This is a genomic window from Nocardia sp. NPDC058497 (genome assembly GCF_042720195.1).
Taxonomy (GTDB): Bacteria; Actinomycetota; Actinomycetes; order Mycobacteriales; family Mycobacteriaceae; genus Nocardia.
This window is the reverse complement of the sequence record NZ_JBHXMY010000018.1, coordinates 1-17,012: the sequence shown is the minus strand read 5'-3', so window position 1 is coordinate 17,012 and position 17,012 is coordinate 1. Positions and strand designations below refer to the sequence as shown.

Genomic DNA, 17,012 nt, shown 5'->3' with positions numbered 1-17,012 from the left:
GATGGTTTTGTTGGGTGTTTTTTTTTCCGGTTTGGGTAAAAAAGTTGGGGGCTAGGGGCTACAACCCCCACGGGCGCGTAAACCCCGGAGGGTGACCGGGCCGTACGGAAGAGAAGGAGCTAGCGGCCGATCGCCGCGGCCATCACGCGGACGGCGGAGATCAGGCCGTCGATCAGGTTGCCCTGACGGAACGACGCCAGCGCGGCGGTGACGCCCAGCTGGCAGATGCGGTCGTTGGCCCGCTCGGCCACGTCCGCACCGGAACGCACCTCGATCGCGCCCTGATTCGGGGAGACGGCGATGAGCACCGAGTCGGCCGCCTCGGGGGTGTTCGGCAGCAGCGCGTCGGCACCGGCCGCCGGGTCGGCGCCGAGATCGCCGAGGTAGATGTTGAAGCGGACCGTGGTCGCGCGGGTCGCCTCGGTCAGCGCGTTGTCCAGGGAGATGCGCTCACGGTCGGTGAACGGCACCTCGTCGAAGACGGTGCCCGACTCGTGCACGCCCGACACCCGGCCGCTGCTGGTCAGCGCGAACCCGTGCGGCAGGTCGGCCTCGACCACCGCGGGCCAATTAGAACTTGCCACTTGCCCGGCCTCCGATCAGCTCCGCGTTCGCGGCTTCGAGAGCCGCATGGCTGCCATGCGACTCGGCGGTGTGGTGACCCGCAGCAGCGGTCACCTCGTCGGTAGCGCTCCACAGCACCGGCGAGTGGGTCCACTTCTGCCCGAGCGCGAAGTGGGCCGGATTGTCACCGGGGAATGGCTTACCGAGATAGGACAAACCCGCGATCGCGAAATAGATCGCGGCCGGGATGCCGACGAAGATCAGCACTGTCTCGAGAATGCTCACGGTCCAACGGTAGACGATGCTGTGTAGTAGTTCATCCTCCGGCTGTCCCGAACGCCCGCGTGTCCGGCGTGATCAGACCAACCAGGCCGCCGCGTTCGCGGGCAACCAGTCCTCGACGATGGGCGCGCTGGCCAGCAGCACCTCCCCCGGCGGCAGCTGAATCGGCCCGTCGGAGGCGTTGAGCACACAGACCACACCGCCCGGCCTGCGGAAGGCCAGGCAGCCGTCGGGGCTGCCGTACCACTCGATCCGGTCGCCGGCGAACTCCGGCCTCGTCCCGCGCAGATCGATCGCCAGCCGGTACAGCGACAGCGTCGAATGCAGGGTCTCCAGCTGGGCTTCCACCGTGCGGTCGGCCCAGTCCGCGGGGATCGGCAGCCACGCCTGCTCGGCGGCGGTGAAACCGAACGGTGTGCTCGCGCCCTCCCAGGGAATCGGCACCCGGCAGCCGTCACGGCCGCGCTCGGTGTGCCCTGACCGCTCCCACACCGGATCCCGCAGCACGTCCTCGGGCAGGTCGTCGACATTGGGCAGACCGAGTTCGGCGCCGTTGTAGACGAACACCGCGCCGGGCAGCGCCAGCTCGACCATCATCATCGCCCGCGCCCGCGCCATCCCGGTCTTGCCGCCGCCGTAGCGGGTGACCTCGCGCTCGATGTCGTGGTTGGACAGCGTCCAGGTCGGTGGCGCGCCCACGCCGCTCACCGCGTCGAGGGAGAACGTGATCGCCTCGCGCACGCCCTCGGCGGTGAAGGGGGCCTCGGCGAGGCGGAAGTTGAACGCCAGGTGCAGTTCGTCCGGGCGCACGTATTCGCCGAAGCGGGTGTTGTCGTCGACCCACACCTCGCCGATCGACACCGCGTGCGGGTAATCGTCGATGATCGTGCGGATGCGGCGGTGGATGGCGTGCACGCCGGGGTTGTTGAAGCGGAGATCGTCGTCGTCGTGCACCAGCATCTTGGTCTCGACCCTGGACATGTCGGGCAGGCCTTCCGGCTTGGCCATGCCGTGGGCGACGTCGATCCGGAAACCGTCGACCCCGCGGTCGAGCCAGAAGCGCAGCGTCTTCTCGAAATCGGCGGCGACCTCGGAGTTCTCCCAGTTCAGGTCGGGCTGTTCCGGCGCGAAGATGTGCAGATACCACTGCCCGGGCGTGCCGTCGGGTTCGGTGACCCTGGTCCAGGCCGGGCCGCCGAAGATGCTCGGCCAGTTGTTGGGCGGCTCGGCGCCGTCCTTCCCGCGGCCGTCGCGGAAGATGTAGCGAGCCCGCTCGGGGCTGCCCGGCGCCGCATCCAGCGCCTCGGTGAACCACGGGTGCTCGACGCTGGTGTGGTTGGGCACCAGATCCATCGTCACCTTGATCTCGCGGTCGTGCGCCTCGGCGATCAGCTCGTCCAGCGCGGCCAGCCCGCCGAACAGCGGGTCGATGTCGCGCGGGTCGGACACGTCGTAGCCGCCGTCGGCCTGCGGCGAGCGCATCACCGGGCAGATCCACAGCGCGTCGACACCCAGTAGCTCCAGGTAGCCGAGCTTCTCGCGTACGCCGCCCAGATCGCCGACACCGTCACGGTCGGAGTCGGCGAAAGAGCGGGGATAGATCTGATAGAACACGGCGGTTGTCCACCACGGAGCGGTGCTGCGTTCCCCCGGCACCGGCGAGGCAGGTGTCTGTGTCACATCCGCAATATTGCCAAAGATTGCCCGCAATATTCCTGTGACGCGAGACTTTCTTCGAATCCGGCAAATCACCAGCGTTTCGCCACGCCGGACCGAAACACCGGCGTAAACGTCGGCATCGATCCGAAACCGGGCCGCCACCTGCCGGTCATCAGCGAACGCGCGGCACCCACACCCTCAGCCGGGCGCGTTTTGCAGGGATGCGGCTGCCATCTGGAAGTAGTCCATCAGAGTCTTCCGGTGTTCGTCGTCCAGGATCGATGGCTCGATCTCGCCGACGGCGATCGTCATGCACCGGATCCACGCGTCGCGCTCGAGCGGGCCGATGACGAACGGGTTGTGCCGCATCCGCAGCCGCGGGTGCCCGCGCTCGTCGGAGTAGGTGCGCGGGCCGCCCCAGTACTGTTCGAGGAACATGCGCATCCGGCGCTCGGCCGGGCCGAGATCCTCCTCCGGATACAGTGGGCGCAGGATCTCGTCGGCAGCGACCTCTCGATAGAACACGGACACGATGCGCCGGAACGTCTCGGCGCCACCCACCGCTTCGTAGAACGAGGTCGTTGTCTGCTCACCTGAAGTCACGTGGTCCATTGTGCCCCGATGACCTGGCGGGCGGCCCGGCGGCAGCCTCGGTCACGAACGCATGGCCCTTCAACCACAGTTCACCCGAAAGTTTGAAAAATAGCCGTGCAATACCGGCAGAAGCATGGTCAACTGGGGGGCAGTATCGGCCCCAGATACCACATGATCCTGCCAATCATGAAATTGAGGTCAAGATGAAGCAGCGACCAGGCGCCCGGTCACACGAGGCGCGCGCGCACCGACAACTCCAGCCCGCCGACGTCCACAATCGTGGCTCGGGGGCCATTCCGCTGCACATCCTGTCCGATCACCATCCGGGCGCACACGGTCATCACGACCTGCCGCATCACCCCGCGCCACTGCACCTCGCCGGAGACCACGACGCCGCCGCTTGGCGCAAACGCCGGGTCCTCCTCCTCAACGCCACCTACGAACCGCTCACCGCGCTGTCCGCGCGTCGCGCCGTCGTGCTGCTGATCTGCGCCAAGGCCGACGCGGTCCACGACGATCCCGAAGCCCCGGTCCTGCATTCGGCAGGCGCCGCCTTGGCGATTCCCTCCGTCATCCGGCTGCGCACGTATGTGCGCGTGCCCTATCGCGCCCGGGTCCCGATGACCCGCGCCGCCCTCATGCACCGCGACCGCTACCGCTGCGGGTACTGCGGCGGCAAAGCCGAGACCATCGACCACGTGATCCCCCGCAGTCGCGGTGGCGAGCACTCGTGGGAGAACTGCGTCGCCAGCTGCGCCCCGTGCAACCACCGCAAAGCAGACAAGATGCTCACCGAGCTCGGCTGGACATTGCGCCACCCGCTGGTCTCCCCCAAAGGCCCGCACTGGCGGCTGCTGTCCACCACCGCCGACCTGGATCCGATCTGGTTGCAGTATCTGGGCGAAGGAGCCGCCTGAGTCAGGGGCTCTCGATGACCATCGAGGCCCAGGTACCCGGTTCGAGCGCCTCGAAGATGTGCGGTCGATCGCCCAGGTAGCGGACGTAGTCGCCGGGGCCGATTTCGATGGGTTCGTCCGCCGGGCCGACCAGCGCCCGCCCCGCCGCCAGGACGACGTGTTCGACGACGCCCGGGTTGTGCGGGTCGGAGCGCCGGATGTGACCGGGCTCGGCCGCGATGCGATAGACGTCACAGCGGGTGTGCGACTGACCCGCTGCGAGCAACGTCACCCGGTAGTCGGCGTCGGCCGACGGGACCGGCGCGCCCTCGTCCGCGCGGATCACCTGGACATTGGGCCGGGGCGGGTCGAGCAGCCTGCTGAACGGCATCTCCAGGGCGACGCACAGCGCCCACAGGGTTTCCAGGCTGGGATTGCCGGTGCCCGATTCCAGTTGCGAGAGTGTGGATTTCGCGACGCCTGCCCGGCTCGCGACCTCGGTCAGCGACAAGCCTGCGCGCGCGCGTTCGCGGCGCAGGGCCGCCGCGATCACCGCTTGGGGTGGTCCGGCGACCGGGTCCTGCCGGTCCATCGACGCCTCCTGGGGGCTGGCGGTTTTCGCGTTGACTTTACCCACCACTGGCGTTCATTATGAGAAACATGCGTTCGATATGGCGAACACTCGATCGGCGAACCGTCACCGCCGTGGCCGCGGCCTGCCTGGCCGTCGGCCTGTTCGGCGTGTCCTACGGCGCCTCGACGATCGCGGCCGGATTCCCGGTGTGGATGCCGATCGTGATGGCGGTGACGGTGCTGGCCGGCGGGTCGGAGCTGCTGTTCTTCGGCATCGTCGCCGCCGGTGGCAGCCCGCTCGCGGCCGTGGTCGCCGGTCTGCTGCTCAATGCCAGGCACCTGCCGTACGGCCTGTCGGCGCCCGAGGTGTTCGGCAGTGGTTGGAAGCGGGTGCTCGGCATCCACGTCCTCAACGACGAATCGGTGGCCTTCGCCACCGCGCCCGGCGATCAGGAGCGCAAACGCGCCGCGTACTGGGCCTGCGGCATCGGCGTCGGCCTGTCCTGGCCACTCGGAGCGACGCTGGGCGCCGCGCTGGGTTCGCTCGTTCCCGATACCTCGGCGCTCGGACTGGACGCGGTGTTCCCGGTGATCCTGCTCGCGTTGATCCTGCCCGCGCTGCGCGATCGCGCCACCCTGCGCCCGGTGCTGGTCGGCGCCGCGCTCGCGGTGATCGTCGGGCCGTTCGTGCCCGCCGGGTTGCCGGTGCTGATCGCGCTGCTGGGTCTGGTGTTCGCGCTGCGGCCGCCGGAGAAGACCGCCGAGCCGATGGCACAGCCATGCTGACCGCCACCACGCGGGCGATGCGCGGCGCTGCCCGTGGCAGGGATGTTCACGTCGGATCACTGTCCACGGATGATCAGCCGACAGCACCGCGGCGGTACGCGTCGTGAACACGCCGTACCTACTGCCCGCGATGCTCGCGCTCGCCGCGGGCACCTATGCGCTGCGCTGGACCGGGCCCGCCCTGCGTCATCGACTTCGCCTGTCGGCCAGGACAATCCACCTGCTCGACACCGGCGCGCTGATCCTGCTCGCGGCGCTGGTCGCGACAGCCACGCTGCCGACCGGTTCCGGCGAACTCGGCGTCGCCCTGCCCGCCGGCGTCGCCGTCGGCGGCGTGCTCGCGTGGCGTCGCGCCCCGCTGCTGGTCACCGTGCTCGCGGCCGCGGCGACGACGGCGCTGCTGCGACTGGTCGGCGTGCACTGATCCCCTGCCACACCTACGGCCCTGGCCGAACCTCGGCTCAGATGGCGACTGCGCTGCTGCGACAGCGCGCACCAGAGGCCGCGTCAGCTTTCGGCCGGACGCACTCACGGGCCACCAATCAGCGTTCGATCGCGGCCCGTGATGCGATTTCAGCTGGGCGACAGTGGGATTCCGCCACCCAGACGGCGCGCGACAGAGCCGTAGCGGGCATCGAGGCGCAACCAGGTGCGGGTCGCGCGGACACGGACCAGTTCCGTGGGCTGGATGCGGCGCGACTCGGTCTTCTCCCCCGCGTGTGGGATGAAGTCCATGGCGGTCAGTGCGAAGACCACGCGCATCGGGACTTCTACCGCGAGGTCGCCTGCGCCGGTGACCGTGAGCACCGACTGGTCGAGCAGCGATGCCGGCGGGCCGTGGGCGCCGCCGTGTTCGCGAGCCACCTCGGCGCCGCGCTCGGCCAGTTCGACCAGGGCGCGGGCCGGGACGTCGTCGACGTGGGTGAAGCCTTCGGTGGGCGGTAGCGCGCCGCGCCAGGCGGAGTCCATCGAGTAGCCGAGGTCGATCGGATGACCGGTGCGCAGGCCCGCCAGCACCATGTCGGCGCCGACGGTGACATCGTCGACGCCGAGCTCGGCGGTCACCGTGCGCACCGCGAGGGTTTCGAAACCTGTTGCGACCCAGGCGGAGACGAGGCTGGAGCCGCGCCGCCGCAGCCGCACGACGGCGGCGGGGTCGAGCCGGATCGCGCGGGTGAGGAAGGTGGCCAGGTTCTCGCGTTCGGCCGGGTCGGGTGCGTGCAGCACCCGCTGTTCGGAATTCACGGACGTCAGGCCCGCCACAGGGCGAGGTAGTCGCGTTCGGTGTCGCTGAGCCTGCGCAGCCGCTGGGTCTCGATATCGAACGCGGCGAGCTGGGTGGTCGCGGTGACCGCGGGCGGCGAATCAGGCGCCGCACCGCTGGCGCGGACCTCGTAGCCGATGGTGAAATCGACCGCCCGCAGCTGCTTGACCCACATGGCGATGTCGAGCGGGGTGTCCTCGTGGCGCAGCTGGCCCCGGTACTTCACGTGCAGGTCGACCAGCACGCAGCCCTGCCTGCCCATCGACGCCGTCGGCTTGTCGTCGTCGAACAGCCACGGAATCCTGGCCTCTTCCAGCAGGGTCACCATCCGCGCGTGGTTGACGTGCTGGAACACGTCCATATCCGACCAGCGGATCTCGACCTTGGCGTGAAAACGCTGCGGCAGAACCAGGTCCGCCGCAGGCGCGGCCGCGTTTCCGTTCGGCGAGCTCGTCACCGTGGTACCTCCGATTGGGCGCCCACCCCGCTCACCATGCTCCGCACCTGTCGCGCGGCGACCGACAGTGTGGCGAGGTCGTGGGTCCCGGACTCGAACAGTTCCGACAGCGCCGCGCGCGCACGGCCGAGCCGGGACTGGTTCTTCGACTCCCAGTATGCAATTTTCTCGTCGGCCGTCTCCTCCGGGTCACCCGCGGACAGCACATCGAGGGTGAGCGAGCGCAGCGAACCGTACATGTCGTCGCGCAGCGCGAGCCGGGCCAGCGCGTGCCAGCGGTCGCCGCGTTCGAGGTGGCTGACCGCCTCGAGCAGCCAGTCGATCTTGAGGTGCTCGTTGAGCGCGTAGTACAGCGCGCCCACCTCGGCGCCGTCGCGGTCGGCGATATCGGCGATGTCGACCACGTCCAGCAGCGGGTACAGGCTGAGCAGGCCGAACACCTCGGTCGCCAGCTCGGTCGGCGCGCCACGGGCGATCAGCTCGGCGGCGCCCTGGGTGAGCGTGGTGATGTGGTGCCCGCGCAGCCAGCCCGGCACCTGCGGCGCCAGCTCCTGCACCCGGCGGTGGTAGCGGTTGATCTCCGCGCCGACCGCGATCGGCTGCGGCCGGTTGCTCAGCAGCCAGCGCGAGGCCCGGTCCAGCGTCCGCTTGGACTCCAGTTCCAGCAGATCGCAGACGCCGGCGGGGGCGTCGGCGCTGCGGATGCGCGCCCACACATCGCGCAGCTCGAAGATCTCCGAGGCCGCGGCGAACGCGCGCACGGTGTCGGAGGTGCTGGCCCCGACTTCTTCGGCGAGCCGGTGGGCGTAGGTGATGCCGCCGTAGTCGACGACCTCGTTGACGATCATCGTGGTGACGATCTCGCGGCGCAGCCGGTGCCTCTTGATCGCGGCGCCGAACCGCTCGCGCAGCGGCGTCGGGAAGTACATCGGCAGCCGTCGCGCGAAGTAGACGCTGTCGGGCAGGTCGGTCTCGAGCAGATCGACCTTGAGTCCGAGCTTCACATGCGCGAGCAGGTTGGCCAGCTCCGGCGAGGTGAGGCCGCGGCCCTCCTCGTCGCGCCGCTTCAGCTCGACCTCCGACGGCAGCGCCTCGAGGTCCCGGTCCAGGCCGCGGCGCTGTTCGAGATCGTCGATCACCCGGCCGTGCACGCTGACCATCTGCGGCGCGTCGGTGCGGGCGATGCCGATCAGCACGTTCTGATCGACGTTGTCCTGCAACACCATCCGCGCGACCTCGTCGGTCATCGAGGCCAGCAGCGGATTGCGGTCGGCGGGTGCGAGCGCGCCCGCGCTGACCACGCCGTCGAGCAGGACCTTGATGTTGACCTCATGGTCGGAGCAGTCCACACCCGCCGAGTTGTCCAGCGCGTCGGTGTTCATCTTGCCGCCCGAGCGGCAGAACTCGATCCGGCCCAGCGCGGTGGCGCCGAGGTTGCCGCCCTCGCCGATCACCTTGACCCGCAACTGATTACCGTCGACGCGCACCGCGTCGTTGGACTTGTCGCCCACCTCGGCATTGGATTCGGTGCTGGCCTTGACGTAGGTGCCGATGCCACCGTTCCACAGCAACTGCACCGGCGCGAGCAGGATCGCGCGCACCAGTTCCGGCGGCGTGAGCGCCTGCACCGCGTCCGGCAGACCGAGCGCTGCCCTGGCCTGCGGCGAGATCGGCACCGACTTCACGGTCCGCTCGAACACCCCGCCGCCCGCGCTGATCAGACTGCGGTCGTAGTCGGCCCACGAGGAACGCGGCAGCGCGAACAGCCGCTCGCGCTCGGCGTAGGAGGTGGCGGCGTCCGGATTCGGGTCGAGGAAGATGTGCCGGTGGTCGAACGCGGCGACCAGCCGGATGTGGCGCGAGAGCAGCATGCCGTTGCCGAAGACGTCACCGCTCATGTCACCGACGCCGACGGCGGTGAAGTCCTGGCTCTGGGTGTCGATGCCCATCTCGCGGAAGTGGCGCTTGACCGCCTCCCACGCGCCCTTGGCGGTGATGCCCATGGCCTTGTGGTCGTAGCCCGCAGAACCGCCGGAGGCGAACGCGTCGCCGAGCCAGAAGCCGTAGCTGGTGGCCACGTCGTTGGCGATGTCGGAGAAGCTGGCGGTGCCCTTGTCGGCGGCGACCACCAGGTAGGTGTCGTCGGCGTCGCGGCGGACCACGCGGGCAGGCGGGAGCACCGCGCCCGTGGTCAGGTCGACATTGTCGGTGACGTCGAGCAGCCCGGAGATGAAGGTGCGATAGCAGGCGATGCCCTCGGCGACGCTCGCCTGCCGGTCGGCAGCCGGGTCGCCGGTGGCGGCGGGCGGGCGCTTCACGACGAAGCCGCCCTTCGCGCCGACCGGCACGATCACCGCGTTCTTCACCGCCTGCGCCTTCACCAGGCCCAGGACCTCGGTGCGGAAATCCTCGAGCCGGTCCGACCAGCGCAGGCCACCGCGGGCCACCGACCCGAAGCGCAGGTGCACGCCCTCGACGCGCGGCGAGTAGACGAAGATCTCGAATTGCGGTCGCGGCTTGGGCAATTCGGCGATCTCGCGCGGTTCCACCTTGAACGAGAGGTACTCGCGCGGCCGGCCCTCGGCGTCGACGACGTAGTAGTTGGTGCGCAGGGTCGCCTTGATCAGACCGAGGATGGCGCGCAGGATGCGGTCGGCGTCCATGCTGACCACTTCGTCGATCCCGGCCCGCAGCTTCGTCTCGATCTCGGCGGCGGCCTCGGCGGAGACGGTGGCCGGATCGAAGCGCGCCGCGAACAGGTCGACGAACTCGCGCGAGACCTCGGGATGGGCCAGCAGCACCCGGGCGATATTGATCTGGCTGTAGGGGAAACCGGCCTGCTGCAGGTACTTCGCGTACGCGCGCAGGATCGCCACCGAACGCCACGGCAGACCGGCCCGCAGCACGAGTTCGTTGAGTCCGTCGGCCTCGGCCCGGTCGTACCAGACCGCCTCGAACGCATCGGTGAACCGGGAATGCAGCTCGTGGCTCGCCTGCTCGAGCAGCTCGGCGTCGAGATCGCCGCCGAGCGCGTTGCGCAGCAGCTCGGGCCTGGCCTGCAGGCCGAAATCGTAGATCCAGCGCTCGGCGCCACCGTCCATCTCCAGCTGGTAGGGCCGCTCGTCGACCACCTCGACGCCCAGGCTCTGCAGCACCGGCAGCACCTGGCTCAGCGAAACGCCCGCGCCGGCGATGTAGAGGCTGAACCGCCACGAGCCCGGCGCGGCCTCTTCCCTGCGGTACAGGTGCTGGCCGATGCCGCCCTCGGTGAGCCGTTCCAGCCTGCCGATGTCGGCCAGCGCGCGGGCGGGACCGAAGTCTTCCTTGTAGCTTTCCGGGAACACCTCCGAATACCGTTTCACCAACGCGGGATCGAGCACCGTGGAGGTGGCGACCTCGTCGTCGATCCGGTCGTCCCAGGTGTGGCTGGCCACGTTCAGCAGGGCCTGCAGGCGCAGCCGGTTGTCCTCGGAGGTGTCGGGCGCCTCGGTGGCGTCGGCAGGCAGCATCACCGTGAAATACACACTGGCGAGCTCGCTTTCGCTCACCCTCGCCGAGTAGTCGATGTCGGCGCCGCCGAGCTCGCGCACCAGAATCTCCTGCATCTGCAGGCGCACCGCCGTGGTGTAGCGATCGCGCGGCAGGTACACCATGCAGGCGACGAAACGGCCGTATTTGTCGCTGCGCAGGAACAACCGCACCTGCCTGCGCAGGCCGACGCCGAGCACGGCGACGGCGGTGCGGCGCATCGCCTCGGTGTCGGCGGAGAACAGCTCGGTGCGCGGGAACGACTCGATCACCTCGAGCATCGCCTGCCCGGAGAAGGAGTCCTTGTCGAATCCCGCCGCCTCGATCGCGGTCCGCACCCTGGTGTTGATGACCGGGATGTCGAGCACGTTCTCGTGCACGGCGCTGACGGTGAACACGCCGATGAACAGGTGCACACCCGCCACGGTGCCGTCGTCGTCCACGTCGGCCACACCGATGAAGTACGGGTACACCGAGCGATGCACGGTCGCGCGGACCAGGCCCTGGGTGAGCATCAGCAAGGGGTGGTCGCCGCCGTTGATCGGCACCTGGAAGTCGGTGCCGGTATCGGCGCGCAGCACCCCGAGGCTCACGCCGGGCACCTGCGTCGAGACGGTGTGGCCGTGGTCGGTCTGGCTGCGGTAGCGCGCGTAGCCGAGCAGCGTGAAGTTGCCGCGCGCCAGCCAGCGCAGCAACTGCGCGCATTCGGCCAGGTCGTCGGCGGGGAACGGGGCCGAACCGGTGGCCGCGGTGCGGTCGAGCTGGTTGGCCAGCGAGCTCTGCACCTGGGTCATCGCCTCGGTGTCGTCGATGACCTGGCGGACGTCGGCGATCACCTCGGGCACGGTGCGCTCGATGTGGTCGAGCTGGGCCCGGCTGGTCGACGGATGCAGCTGCAGATGCATCCACGACTCCGGCTTCCCGGTCGCGCCGTTGCCGTCGACCTCGTGCGGAGCCGCGGTGACCAGCACGCCGTGCTCGTCGCGGGTGACCTCGAAGATCGGGTGGATGACCTCGGTGACGCTGACCTGCATCCGGGCCAGCGCCGCGGTGATCGACTCGACCAGCAGCGGCATGTCGTCGGTGACCACCTGCACCGCCGCGCCCATGCCCGACCCGTCGTCGGGATGGTAGACCCGCACCAGCGCCGTGCCGGCGGGGCGTTCGGCGGCCAGTTCCATATGTCGGCGGAAGATCTGGTTGATGCCGGTGACCGGGAAGTCGGCGTCACCGGCGTCGACGTGTCGGAAGTACGCTCCCTCGAGTGTCGCGAGGTCACCGCGCAAGCTTTGCGGCATTCCCGCGGCCCACTCCGCGCTCGACATTTCCGACGAGACCGTCATCGTTTCGCCCACTCCCATGGATTCGGTTCGCTTCGATTCCGCAATTCAGGTGACGCAAATTCGAGACTAGCCGCGGGCACATGGACACGCGGAAGGTTTTTCCCCTTGCCGCGCCGGTAACTTGGCCAAACGTTCGGTGAACTCCGGACATGACCCGGCTACCAGCACTTTTCGCGCACCGACGACGACGGCCCGGCTGGATCGATCGTTCACCGATCGACCCCGCCGGGCCGTTGTGCGCGCCGCGAATCAGTCGCGGGTCAGCTTGCGGTGCGTCACCCGGTGCGGGCGGGCCGCTTCGGCGCCGAGGCGATCGATCTTGTTCGCCTCGTAAGCCTCGAAGTTGCCCTCGAACCAGAACCACTTGGCGTCGTTGTCGTCGTCACCCTCCCACGCGAGGATGTGGGTGCAGGTCCGGTCGAGGAACCAGCGGTCGTGGGAGATCACGACGGCGCAGCCGGGGAACTGATCGAGCGCGTTCTCCAGCGAGCTGAGGGTTTCGACGTCGAGGTCGTTGGTCGGCTCGTCGAGCAGGATCAGGTTGCCACCCTGCTTGAGGGTCAGCGCCAGGTTCAGGCGGTTGCGCTCACCACCGGAGAGCACCCCGGCCGGCTTCTGCTGATCCGGGCCCTTGAAGCCGAACGCGCTGACGTAGGCGCGCGATGGCATCTCCTGGTTGCCGACCTCGATGAAGTCGAGCCCCTCGGAGACGACCTGCCAGACGTTCTTCTTCGGGTCGATGCCGGCGCGGTTCTGGTCGACGTAGCTGAGCTTGACCGTCTCGCCGACCTTCACCTCGCCGCTGTCGGCCGATTCCAGGCCGACGATGGTCTTGAACAGCGTGGTCTTACCGACGCCGTTGGGGCCGATCACGCCGACGATGCCGTTGCGCGGCAGCGTGAAGGACAGGTCCTTGATGAGCTGACGATCGCCGAAGCCCTTGTCCAGGTTCGACACGTTGACCACGATGTCGCCAAGGCGCGGACCCGCCGGGATCTGGATCTCCTCGAAGTCCAGCTTCCTGTGCTTGTCGGCCTCGGCGGCCATCTCCTCGTAACGACCCAGACGTGCCTTGTTCTTGGCCTGGCGGGCCTTGGCGCCGGAGCGCACCCACGCCAGCTCGTCCTTGAGGCGCTTCTGCAGCTTCTGGTCCTTCTTGCCCTGGACCTCGAGACGCTGGGCCTTCTTCTCCAGGTAGGTGGAGTAGTTGCCCTCGTAGGGGTAGGCGCGGCCACGGTCGAGCTCGAGGATCCACTGGGCGACGTTGTCGAGGAAGTACCGGTCGTGGGTGACGGCCAGCACGGCGCCCGCGTAGGAAGCCAGGTGCTGCTCGAGCCACAGCACACTCTCGGCGTCGAGATGGTTGGTCGGCTCGTCGAGCAGCAGCAGATCGGGCTTGCTCAGCAGCAGCTTGCACAGCGCGACACGGCGACGCTCACCACCGGAGAGGTTGGTGACCGGCTCGTCCGGCGGCGGGCAGCGCAGCGCGTCCATGGCCTGCTCGAGCTGGGAGTCGACGTCCCACGCGTCGGCGTGGTCGAGGAACTCCTGCAGCTTGCCCATCTCGTCCATGAGCTCGTCGGAGTAGTCGGTGGCCATCAGCTCGGCGATCTCGTTGAAGCGATCCAGCTTCACCTTGACCTCGCCGAGGCCCTCCTCCACGTTGCCGCGGACGGTCTTCTCCTCGTTCAGGTGCGGCTCCTGCATGAGGATGCCGACCGTCGCGCCCGGCGCGAGGAACGCCTCGCCGTTGTTCGGCCGGTCCAGTCCCGCCATGATCTTCAGCACGCTGGACTTACCGGCGCCGTTCGGGCCGACCACACCGATCTTGGCGCCGGGCAGGAAGTTCAGCGTCACGTCGTCGAGAATGACCTTGTCGCCGTGCGCCTTGCGAACCTTGATCATCTGATAAATGAACTCAGCCATATACGGAAGCCTATCGGTGCGGGTAACGGGGGTGAGATGCGGAGCGGGCCGGGTGCCGCGGAGCGACCCTCAGGCGTCGACCTGCTCGGGCATGCCTGAGATCGGCACCGCAACCGGCGATCGCGCCGGGAAGGAATCCGCCGCGGTCGTAGAGGCTACGGCAGTGGGTGCGGTCGGCGCATACTCGGCCACGTCCTCGGACGGGACCGGGACTACAGCGCCACGGCGGTCGGAAATATTCCGCACCGCGTGGGGCACCGACCGGGCAGCATCGGAGCGTCGAACGATCGACGCGCTGCACCGCCCCAGATCAGGACCCACCGCCACCGCGCGCATCTCCAGATCGCGGCGTTCGGTGCCGTCCTTGCCACGGTACTCGTGCGAGCGCAGCTGACCGTAGGCGATCACCGGATCACCCCGGTGCAGCGACCTATCGACCCCGGTCACCAGCCTGCGCCAGCACGACACCGTCAGGTAGAGGGTCCCGTTGTCCACCCATTCCCCCGCCGCGGCGTCGAAGCGGCGGGAATTGCTTGCCATCCGGAATGTCACCACCTGCTCGCCGTTGGTGAGATCACGCCGTACCGGATGGGTGACCACCGTGCCGATCACCGTCGCATGTGCCTCGTACATCGAACCCGCCCCCGCTCGGTCGTTGCTGCTCTGACCATCCAAGGATGGCTCGTCGCCGCGCGGATCGGGAGGCCGTGCCGGTAGCTGGGGACAACTTCGACGGTTGTGGATATCGCCCGTGTCAGAGCACGGGGAGCTCGGTGTTCGCCCCGCACAGGACGACGATCGGCCGCACACCCGGCTCCGGGCGGTACGCGCCGCTCTGCACCGCGGCCAGGGCAGCGGCGCCTTCGAGTTCGACGACGACGCGGAATTCGCGCCACAGGTATTCGCGGGCCGCGGCGATCGCGTCGTCGGCGACCGACAGCACGGGCATCCGGTGCCTGCGGGCGATCCCGAAGGCGATGTCACCGACCCGCGTCACGCACAACAGTTCGGAGCCCGACTGCGCGTCGACGTCGACCGGTGTACCGGCCGCCAGCGCGGCCGACAGCGCCGGGGTGTGCTCGGCTTCGACGCCGACGATGTGCCTGCGCCTGCCCAGTGCGGCGCCGAGGCCGGCGATCAGGCTGCCGCCGCCGATCGCGGCCAGCACCGGCGGCCTGCCCCGCACCTGTTCTTCGAGCTCGAGGCCGATGACGCCCGCACCGGCGACCACCGCGGGCATGTCGTAGGCGTGCAGATGTTCGGCGCCGCGTTCGGCAGCCAGGGCGACGGCCTTGCGCTGGGCCTCGGCATAGCTCGTGCCGTGCCAGAGCACCTCGGCGCCGTGCGCCCACATCGCCGCGACCTTGGTGTGCGGCGCCGATTCCGGCACCACCACCGTGCACGCCTTGCCCAGCTGCGCCGCGGCCAGCGCGACCGCGATCCCGGCATTGCCGCCGGAGGCGACGACGACATGGTCGGCGCCCGCGTCGGCGGAGAGCAGCGCGTTGAGCGCGCCGCGCACCTTGAACGTGCCGCCGTGCTGCAGGAACTCCAGCTTCAGCGAGACCGGCACCGGCCCGTCCGGCCCGTCCACACTGGTGTGGAACACCGGCGTCTTACGCACCCGGCCCGCCAGCCTGCGCCGCGCCGCCCGCACATCCGCGCGGAGCACCCGCGGCGGTTCCGCGCGGTCGGTCGATTCGCTGATCGGCACACCGCATCGACTCACCGGCGCACCTCGCGGTCGCGTCGCGCCAGCTCGGCGTACATCGCGTTGTAGGCGGTCAGCTCGGCGTCGTTGTCGCGGTCGGCGGCCCGGTCGGTGCGCTTGGCCAGCCGCTGGTCGCTGCGTGACCACTGGATCAGCAGCGCCAGCATCACCACAACCAGCGGCACCTCACCACTGGCCCAGGCGAAGCTGCCGCCGTTGCGCTGATCGGCAAGCAGGTCGATGTTCCAGCCGAGGCCGAGGGTGCGGTAGAACCAGCCGCCGAGCACCGTGGTCATGCTCATCAGCGCGATGCCGAAGAAGGCGTGGAACGGCAGCGTGCCGAACACCATCCCCAGCTTGGTCAGCGGGGCCACCTCGCGCGGCTTGGGATCGATGCCGATCACCACCCAGTAGAACAGGTAGCCGCTGAGCAGGAAGTGCGCGTTCATCATCAGGTGCGCGGCGTGCGAGTCGACCGAGGCGTCGAAGATCCCGCCCAGGTACAGCGCGTAGAACCCGGCGACGAAGATGATCGAGGCGACGACCGGCTGAGTCAGGAACCGCGAGACCGGGTTGTGCACCGCGGCCAGGATCCACTCGCGCGGACCCGGTACGCCCTCGCGTCCGGCGGGCGGCAGCGCGCGCAGCGCGAGTGTCACCGCGCCGCCGAGCGCCAGCAGGATCGGTGCCAGCATCGACAGCGCCATGTGCGCGCCCATGTGCACGCTAAACATCGCAGGCGCGTAACGCCCGACACCCGAGGACGTGGCCAGCAGCAGCACCAGGCACCCGCTGCACCAGGCGATGGTCCGCCCGACCGGCCAGGCGTCGCCGCGCTTGCGCAGGCGGTAGACCCCGAGCAGGTAGAGCGCGGCCAGCACGATGGCCAGGGTTCCGAAGATCAGATCGAACCGCCAGTCGAACAGCAGCCTGCTCACGGTCGGCGGCCCGGCGAGGGTGTAGCCGAGTTCCACTTCGACCGGCGTCGGGATCGAGGTGGGCGGCGGTGGCGGGGTCCGGCCGAGACCGACGGCCAGACCGATGGTGGCCGCGAAGATCAGCATCTCCACCCCGGCGAACCGGATCAGCGCCCTGCGATCACCAGGGTCGGCGGCCAGGGCGGGCAGCGCGGCCCGGCGCTGCAGATAGCCGATGACGCCCAGGACCAGCAGCGCCGCCGCCTTGGCGAGCACAAGCCTGCCGTAGGTGGTGCTGAACAGATCCGACGCGGGCAGCCGCACCCAGGCGTTGATCACGCCACTGAGTCCGATGACGACGAAGGAGATGGTCGCGGCGAGCGAGAACCGCCGCGTCGCGACATCGACGCCGGGACCGCCACGCAGGGCGTAGGCCAGCACCGCGACCAGGCCGAAGAACAACACCGACGCCGACACAATGTGAAGGATAAACGAGTTGGTCGCCACATCGC

General features: G+C 69.1%; 15 protein-coding genes. 3 read left to right on the top strand and 12 right to left on the bottom strand.

What is annotated here, in order from left to right:
• Positions 1–119 precede the first annotated feature (119 nt).
• From ACFWPJ_RS02695 to ACFWPJ_RS02680, 4 genes are all read right to left on the bottom strand, one after another.
• A complete protein-coding gene (locus ACFWPJ_RS02695; protein ID WP_378846224.1) occupies positions 120–584 on the bottom strand; it encodes a DUF5130 domain-containing protein in 465 nt (154 codons plus the stop codon).
• Positions 571–849 carry a hypothetical protein gene (locus tag ACFWPJ_RS02690; protein WP_378846222.1) on the bottom strand — a complete coding sequence of 93 codons (279 nt, stop codon included), beginning with the start codon at positions 847–849 and terminating at the stop codon, positions 571–573. The genes ACFWPJ_RS02695 and ACFWPJ_RS02690 overlap by 14 nt, the downstream gene beginning before the upstream one ends.
• A gap of 72 nt (positions 850–921) precedes the next feature.
• Complete coding sequence (locus ACFWPJ_RS02685; protein ID WP_378846219.1) at positions 922–2,526, bottom strand: glycoside hydrolase family 13 protein; 1,605 nt, start codon at positions 2,524–2,526, stop codon at positions 922–924.
• 177 nt (positions 2,527–2,703) lie between these two features.
• Entirely contained in the window at positions 2,704–3,117 is a 414-nt protein-coding gene (locus tag ACFWPJ_RS02680) for a globin (protein ID WP_378846217.1), read from the bottom strand.
• A gap of 185 nt (positions 3,118–3,302) precedes the next feature.
• Here ACFWPJ_RS02680 and ACFWPJ_RS02675 point away from each other — a divergent pair, with 185 nt between their 5' ends.
• The gene (locus tag ACFWPJ_RS02675; protein ID WP_378846215.1) at positions 3,303–4,016 is read left to right on the top strand and encodes an HNH endonuclease; all 714 of its coding nucleotides are present in this window, start codon (positions 3,303–3,305) and stop codon (positions 4,014–4,016) included.
• Between the two features lies 1 nt (position 4,017).
• Here ACFWPJ_RS02675 and ACFWPJ_RS02670 read toward each other — a convergent pair whose 3' ends face one another.
• Positions 4,018–4,587 carry a helix-turn-helix domain-containing protein gene (locus ACFWPJ_RS02670; protein WP_378846212.1) on the bottom strand — a complete coding sequence of 190 codons (570 nt, stop codon included), beginning with the start codon at positions 4,585–4,587 and terminating at the stop codon, positions 4,018–4,020.
• Between the two features lie 68 nt (positions 4,588–4,655).
• Here ACFWPJ_RS02670 and ACFWPJ_RS02665 point away from each other — a divergent pair, with 68 nt between their 5' ends.
• Positions 4,656–5,354, top strand: coding sequence for an AzlC family ABC transporter permease (locus ACFWPJ_RS02665; RefSeq protein ID WP_378846210.1), 699 nt, complete (start codon positions 4,656–4,658; stop codon positions 5,352–5,354).
• A gap of 103 nt (positions 5,355–5,457) precedes the next feature.
• A complete protein-coding gene (locus ACFWPJ_RS02660) occupies positions 5,458–5,778 on the top strand; it encodes an AzlD domain-containing protein (protein ID WP_378846209.1) in 321 nt (106 codons plus the stop codon).
• Between the two features lie 149 nt (positions 5,779–5,927).
• On the opposite strand, the gene ACFWPJ_RS02655 is transcribed toward ACFWPJ_RS02660, so the two are convergent.
• The 7 genes from ACFWPJ_RS02655 to ACFWPJ_RS02625 form a co-directional block, all read right to left on the bottom strand.
• Positions 5,928–6,599, bottom strand: coding sequence for a hypothetical protein (locus ACFWPJ_RS02655; protein WP_378846207.1), 672 nt, complete (start codon positions 6,597–6,599; stop codon positions 5,928–5,930).
• A gap of 5 nt (positions 6,600–6,604) precedes the next feature.
• Positions 6,605–7,030 (bottom strand): acyl-CoA thioesterase, encoded by a 426-nt coding sequence (locus ACFWPJ_RS02650; protein WP_378846246.1) that lies wholly within the window; start codon positions 7,028–7,030, stop codon positions 6,605–6,607.
• A gap of 41 nt (positions 7,031–7,071) precedes the next feature.
• Entirely contained in the window at positions 7,072–11,946 is a 4,875-nt protein-coding gene (locus ACFWPJ_RS02645; RefSeq protein ID WP_378846205.1) for an NAD-glutamate dehydrogenase, read from the bottom strand.
• A 249-nt stretch (positions 11,947–12,195) separates the two neighbouring features.
• Positions 12,196–13,872 carry an energy-dependent translational throttle protein EttA gene (gene ettA / locus ACFWPJ_RS02640; protein WP_378846203.1) on the bottom strand — a complete coding sequence of 559 codons (1,677 nt, stop codon included), beginning with the start codon at positions 13,870–13,872 and terminating at the stop codon, positions 12,196–12,198.
• 69 nt (positions 13,873–13,941) lie between these two features.
• Complete coding sequence (locus ACFWPJ_RS02635; RefSeq protein WP_378846201.1) at positions 13,942–14,505, bottom strand: single-stranded DNA-binding protein; 564 nt, start codon at positions 14,503–14,505, stop codon at positions 13,942–13,944.
• 121 nt (positions 14,506–14,626) lie between these two features.
• Positions 14,627–15,601 carry a serine/threonine dehydratase gene (locus tag ACFWPJ_RS02630; protein WP_378846199.1) on the bottom strand — a complete coding sequence of 325 codons (975 nt, stop codon included), beginning with the start codon at positions 15,599–15,601 and terminating at the stop codon, positions 14,627–14,629.
• The coding region (locus ACFWPJ_RS02625; protein WP_378846197.1) for a cytochrome c oxidase assembly protein at positions 15,598–17,012 on the bottom strand (1,415 nt) is incomplete at its 5' end. The genes ACFWPJ_RS02625 and ACFWPJ_RS02630, both read right to left, overlap by 4 nt.

Coding starts and splice junctions, on each gene's coding strand:
- ACFWPJ_RS02680 (WP_378846217.1), bottom strand. CDS start 3,117: ATGGACCACGTGACTTCAGGTGAGCAGACAACGACCTCGTTCTACGAA.
- ACFWPJ_RS02675 (WP_378846215.1), top strand. CDS start 3,303: ATGAAGCAGCGACCAGGCGCCCGGTCACACGAGGCGCGCGCGCACCGA.
- ACFWPJ_RS02670 (WP_378846212.1), bottom strand. CDS start 4,587: ATGGACCGGCAGGACCCGGTCGCCGGACCACCCCAAGCGGTGATCGCG.
- ACFWPJ_RS02665 (WP_378846210.1), top strand. CDS start 4,656: ATGCGTTCGATATGGCGAACACTCGATCGGCGAACCGTCACCGCCGTG.
- ACFWPJ_RS02645 (WP_378846205.1), bottom strand. CDS start 11,946: ATGACGGTCTCGTCGGAAATGTCGAGCGCGGAGTGGGCCGCGGGAATG.
- ettA (WP_378846203.1), bottom strand. CDS start 13,872: ATGGCTGAGTTCATTTATCAGATGATCAAGGTTCGCAAGGCGCACGGC.
- ACFWPJ_RS02635 (WP_378846201.1), bottom strand. CDS start 14,505: ATGTACGAGGCACATGCGACGGTGATCGGCACGGTGGTCACCCATCCG.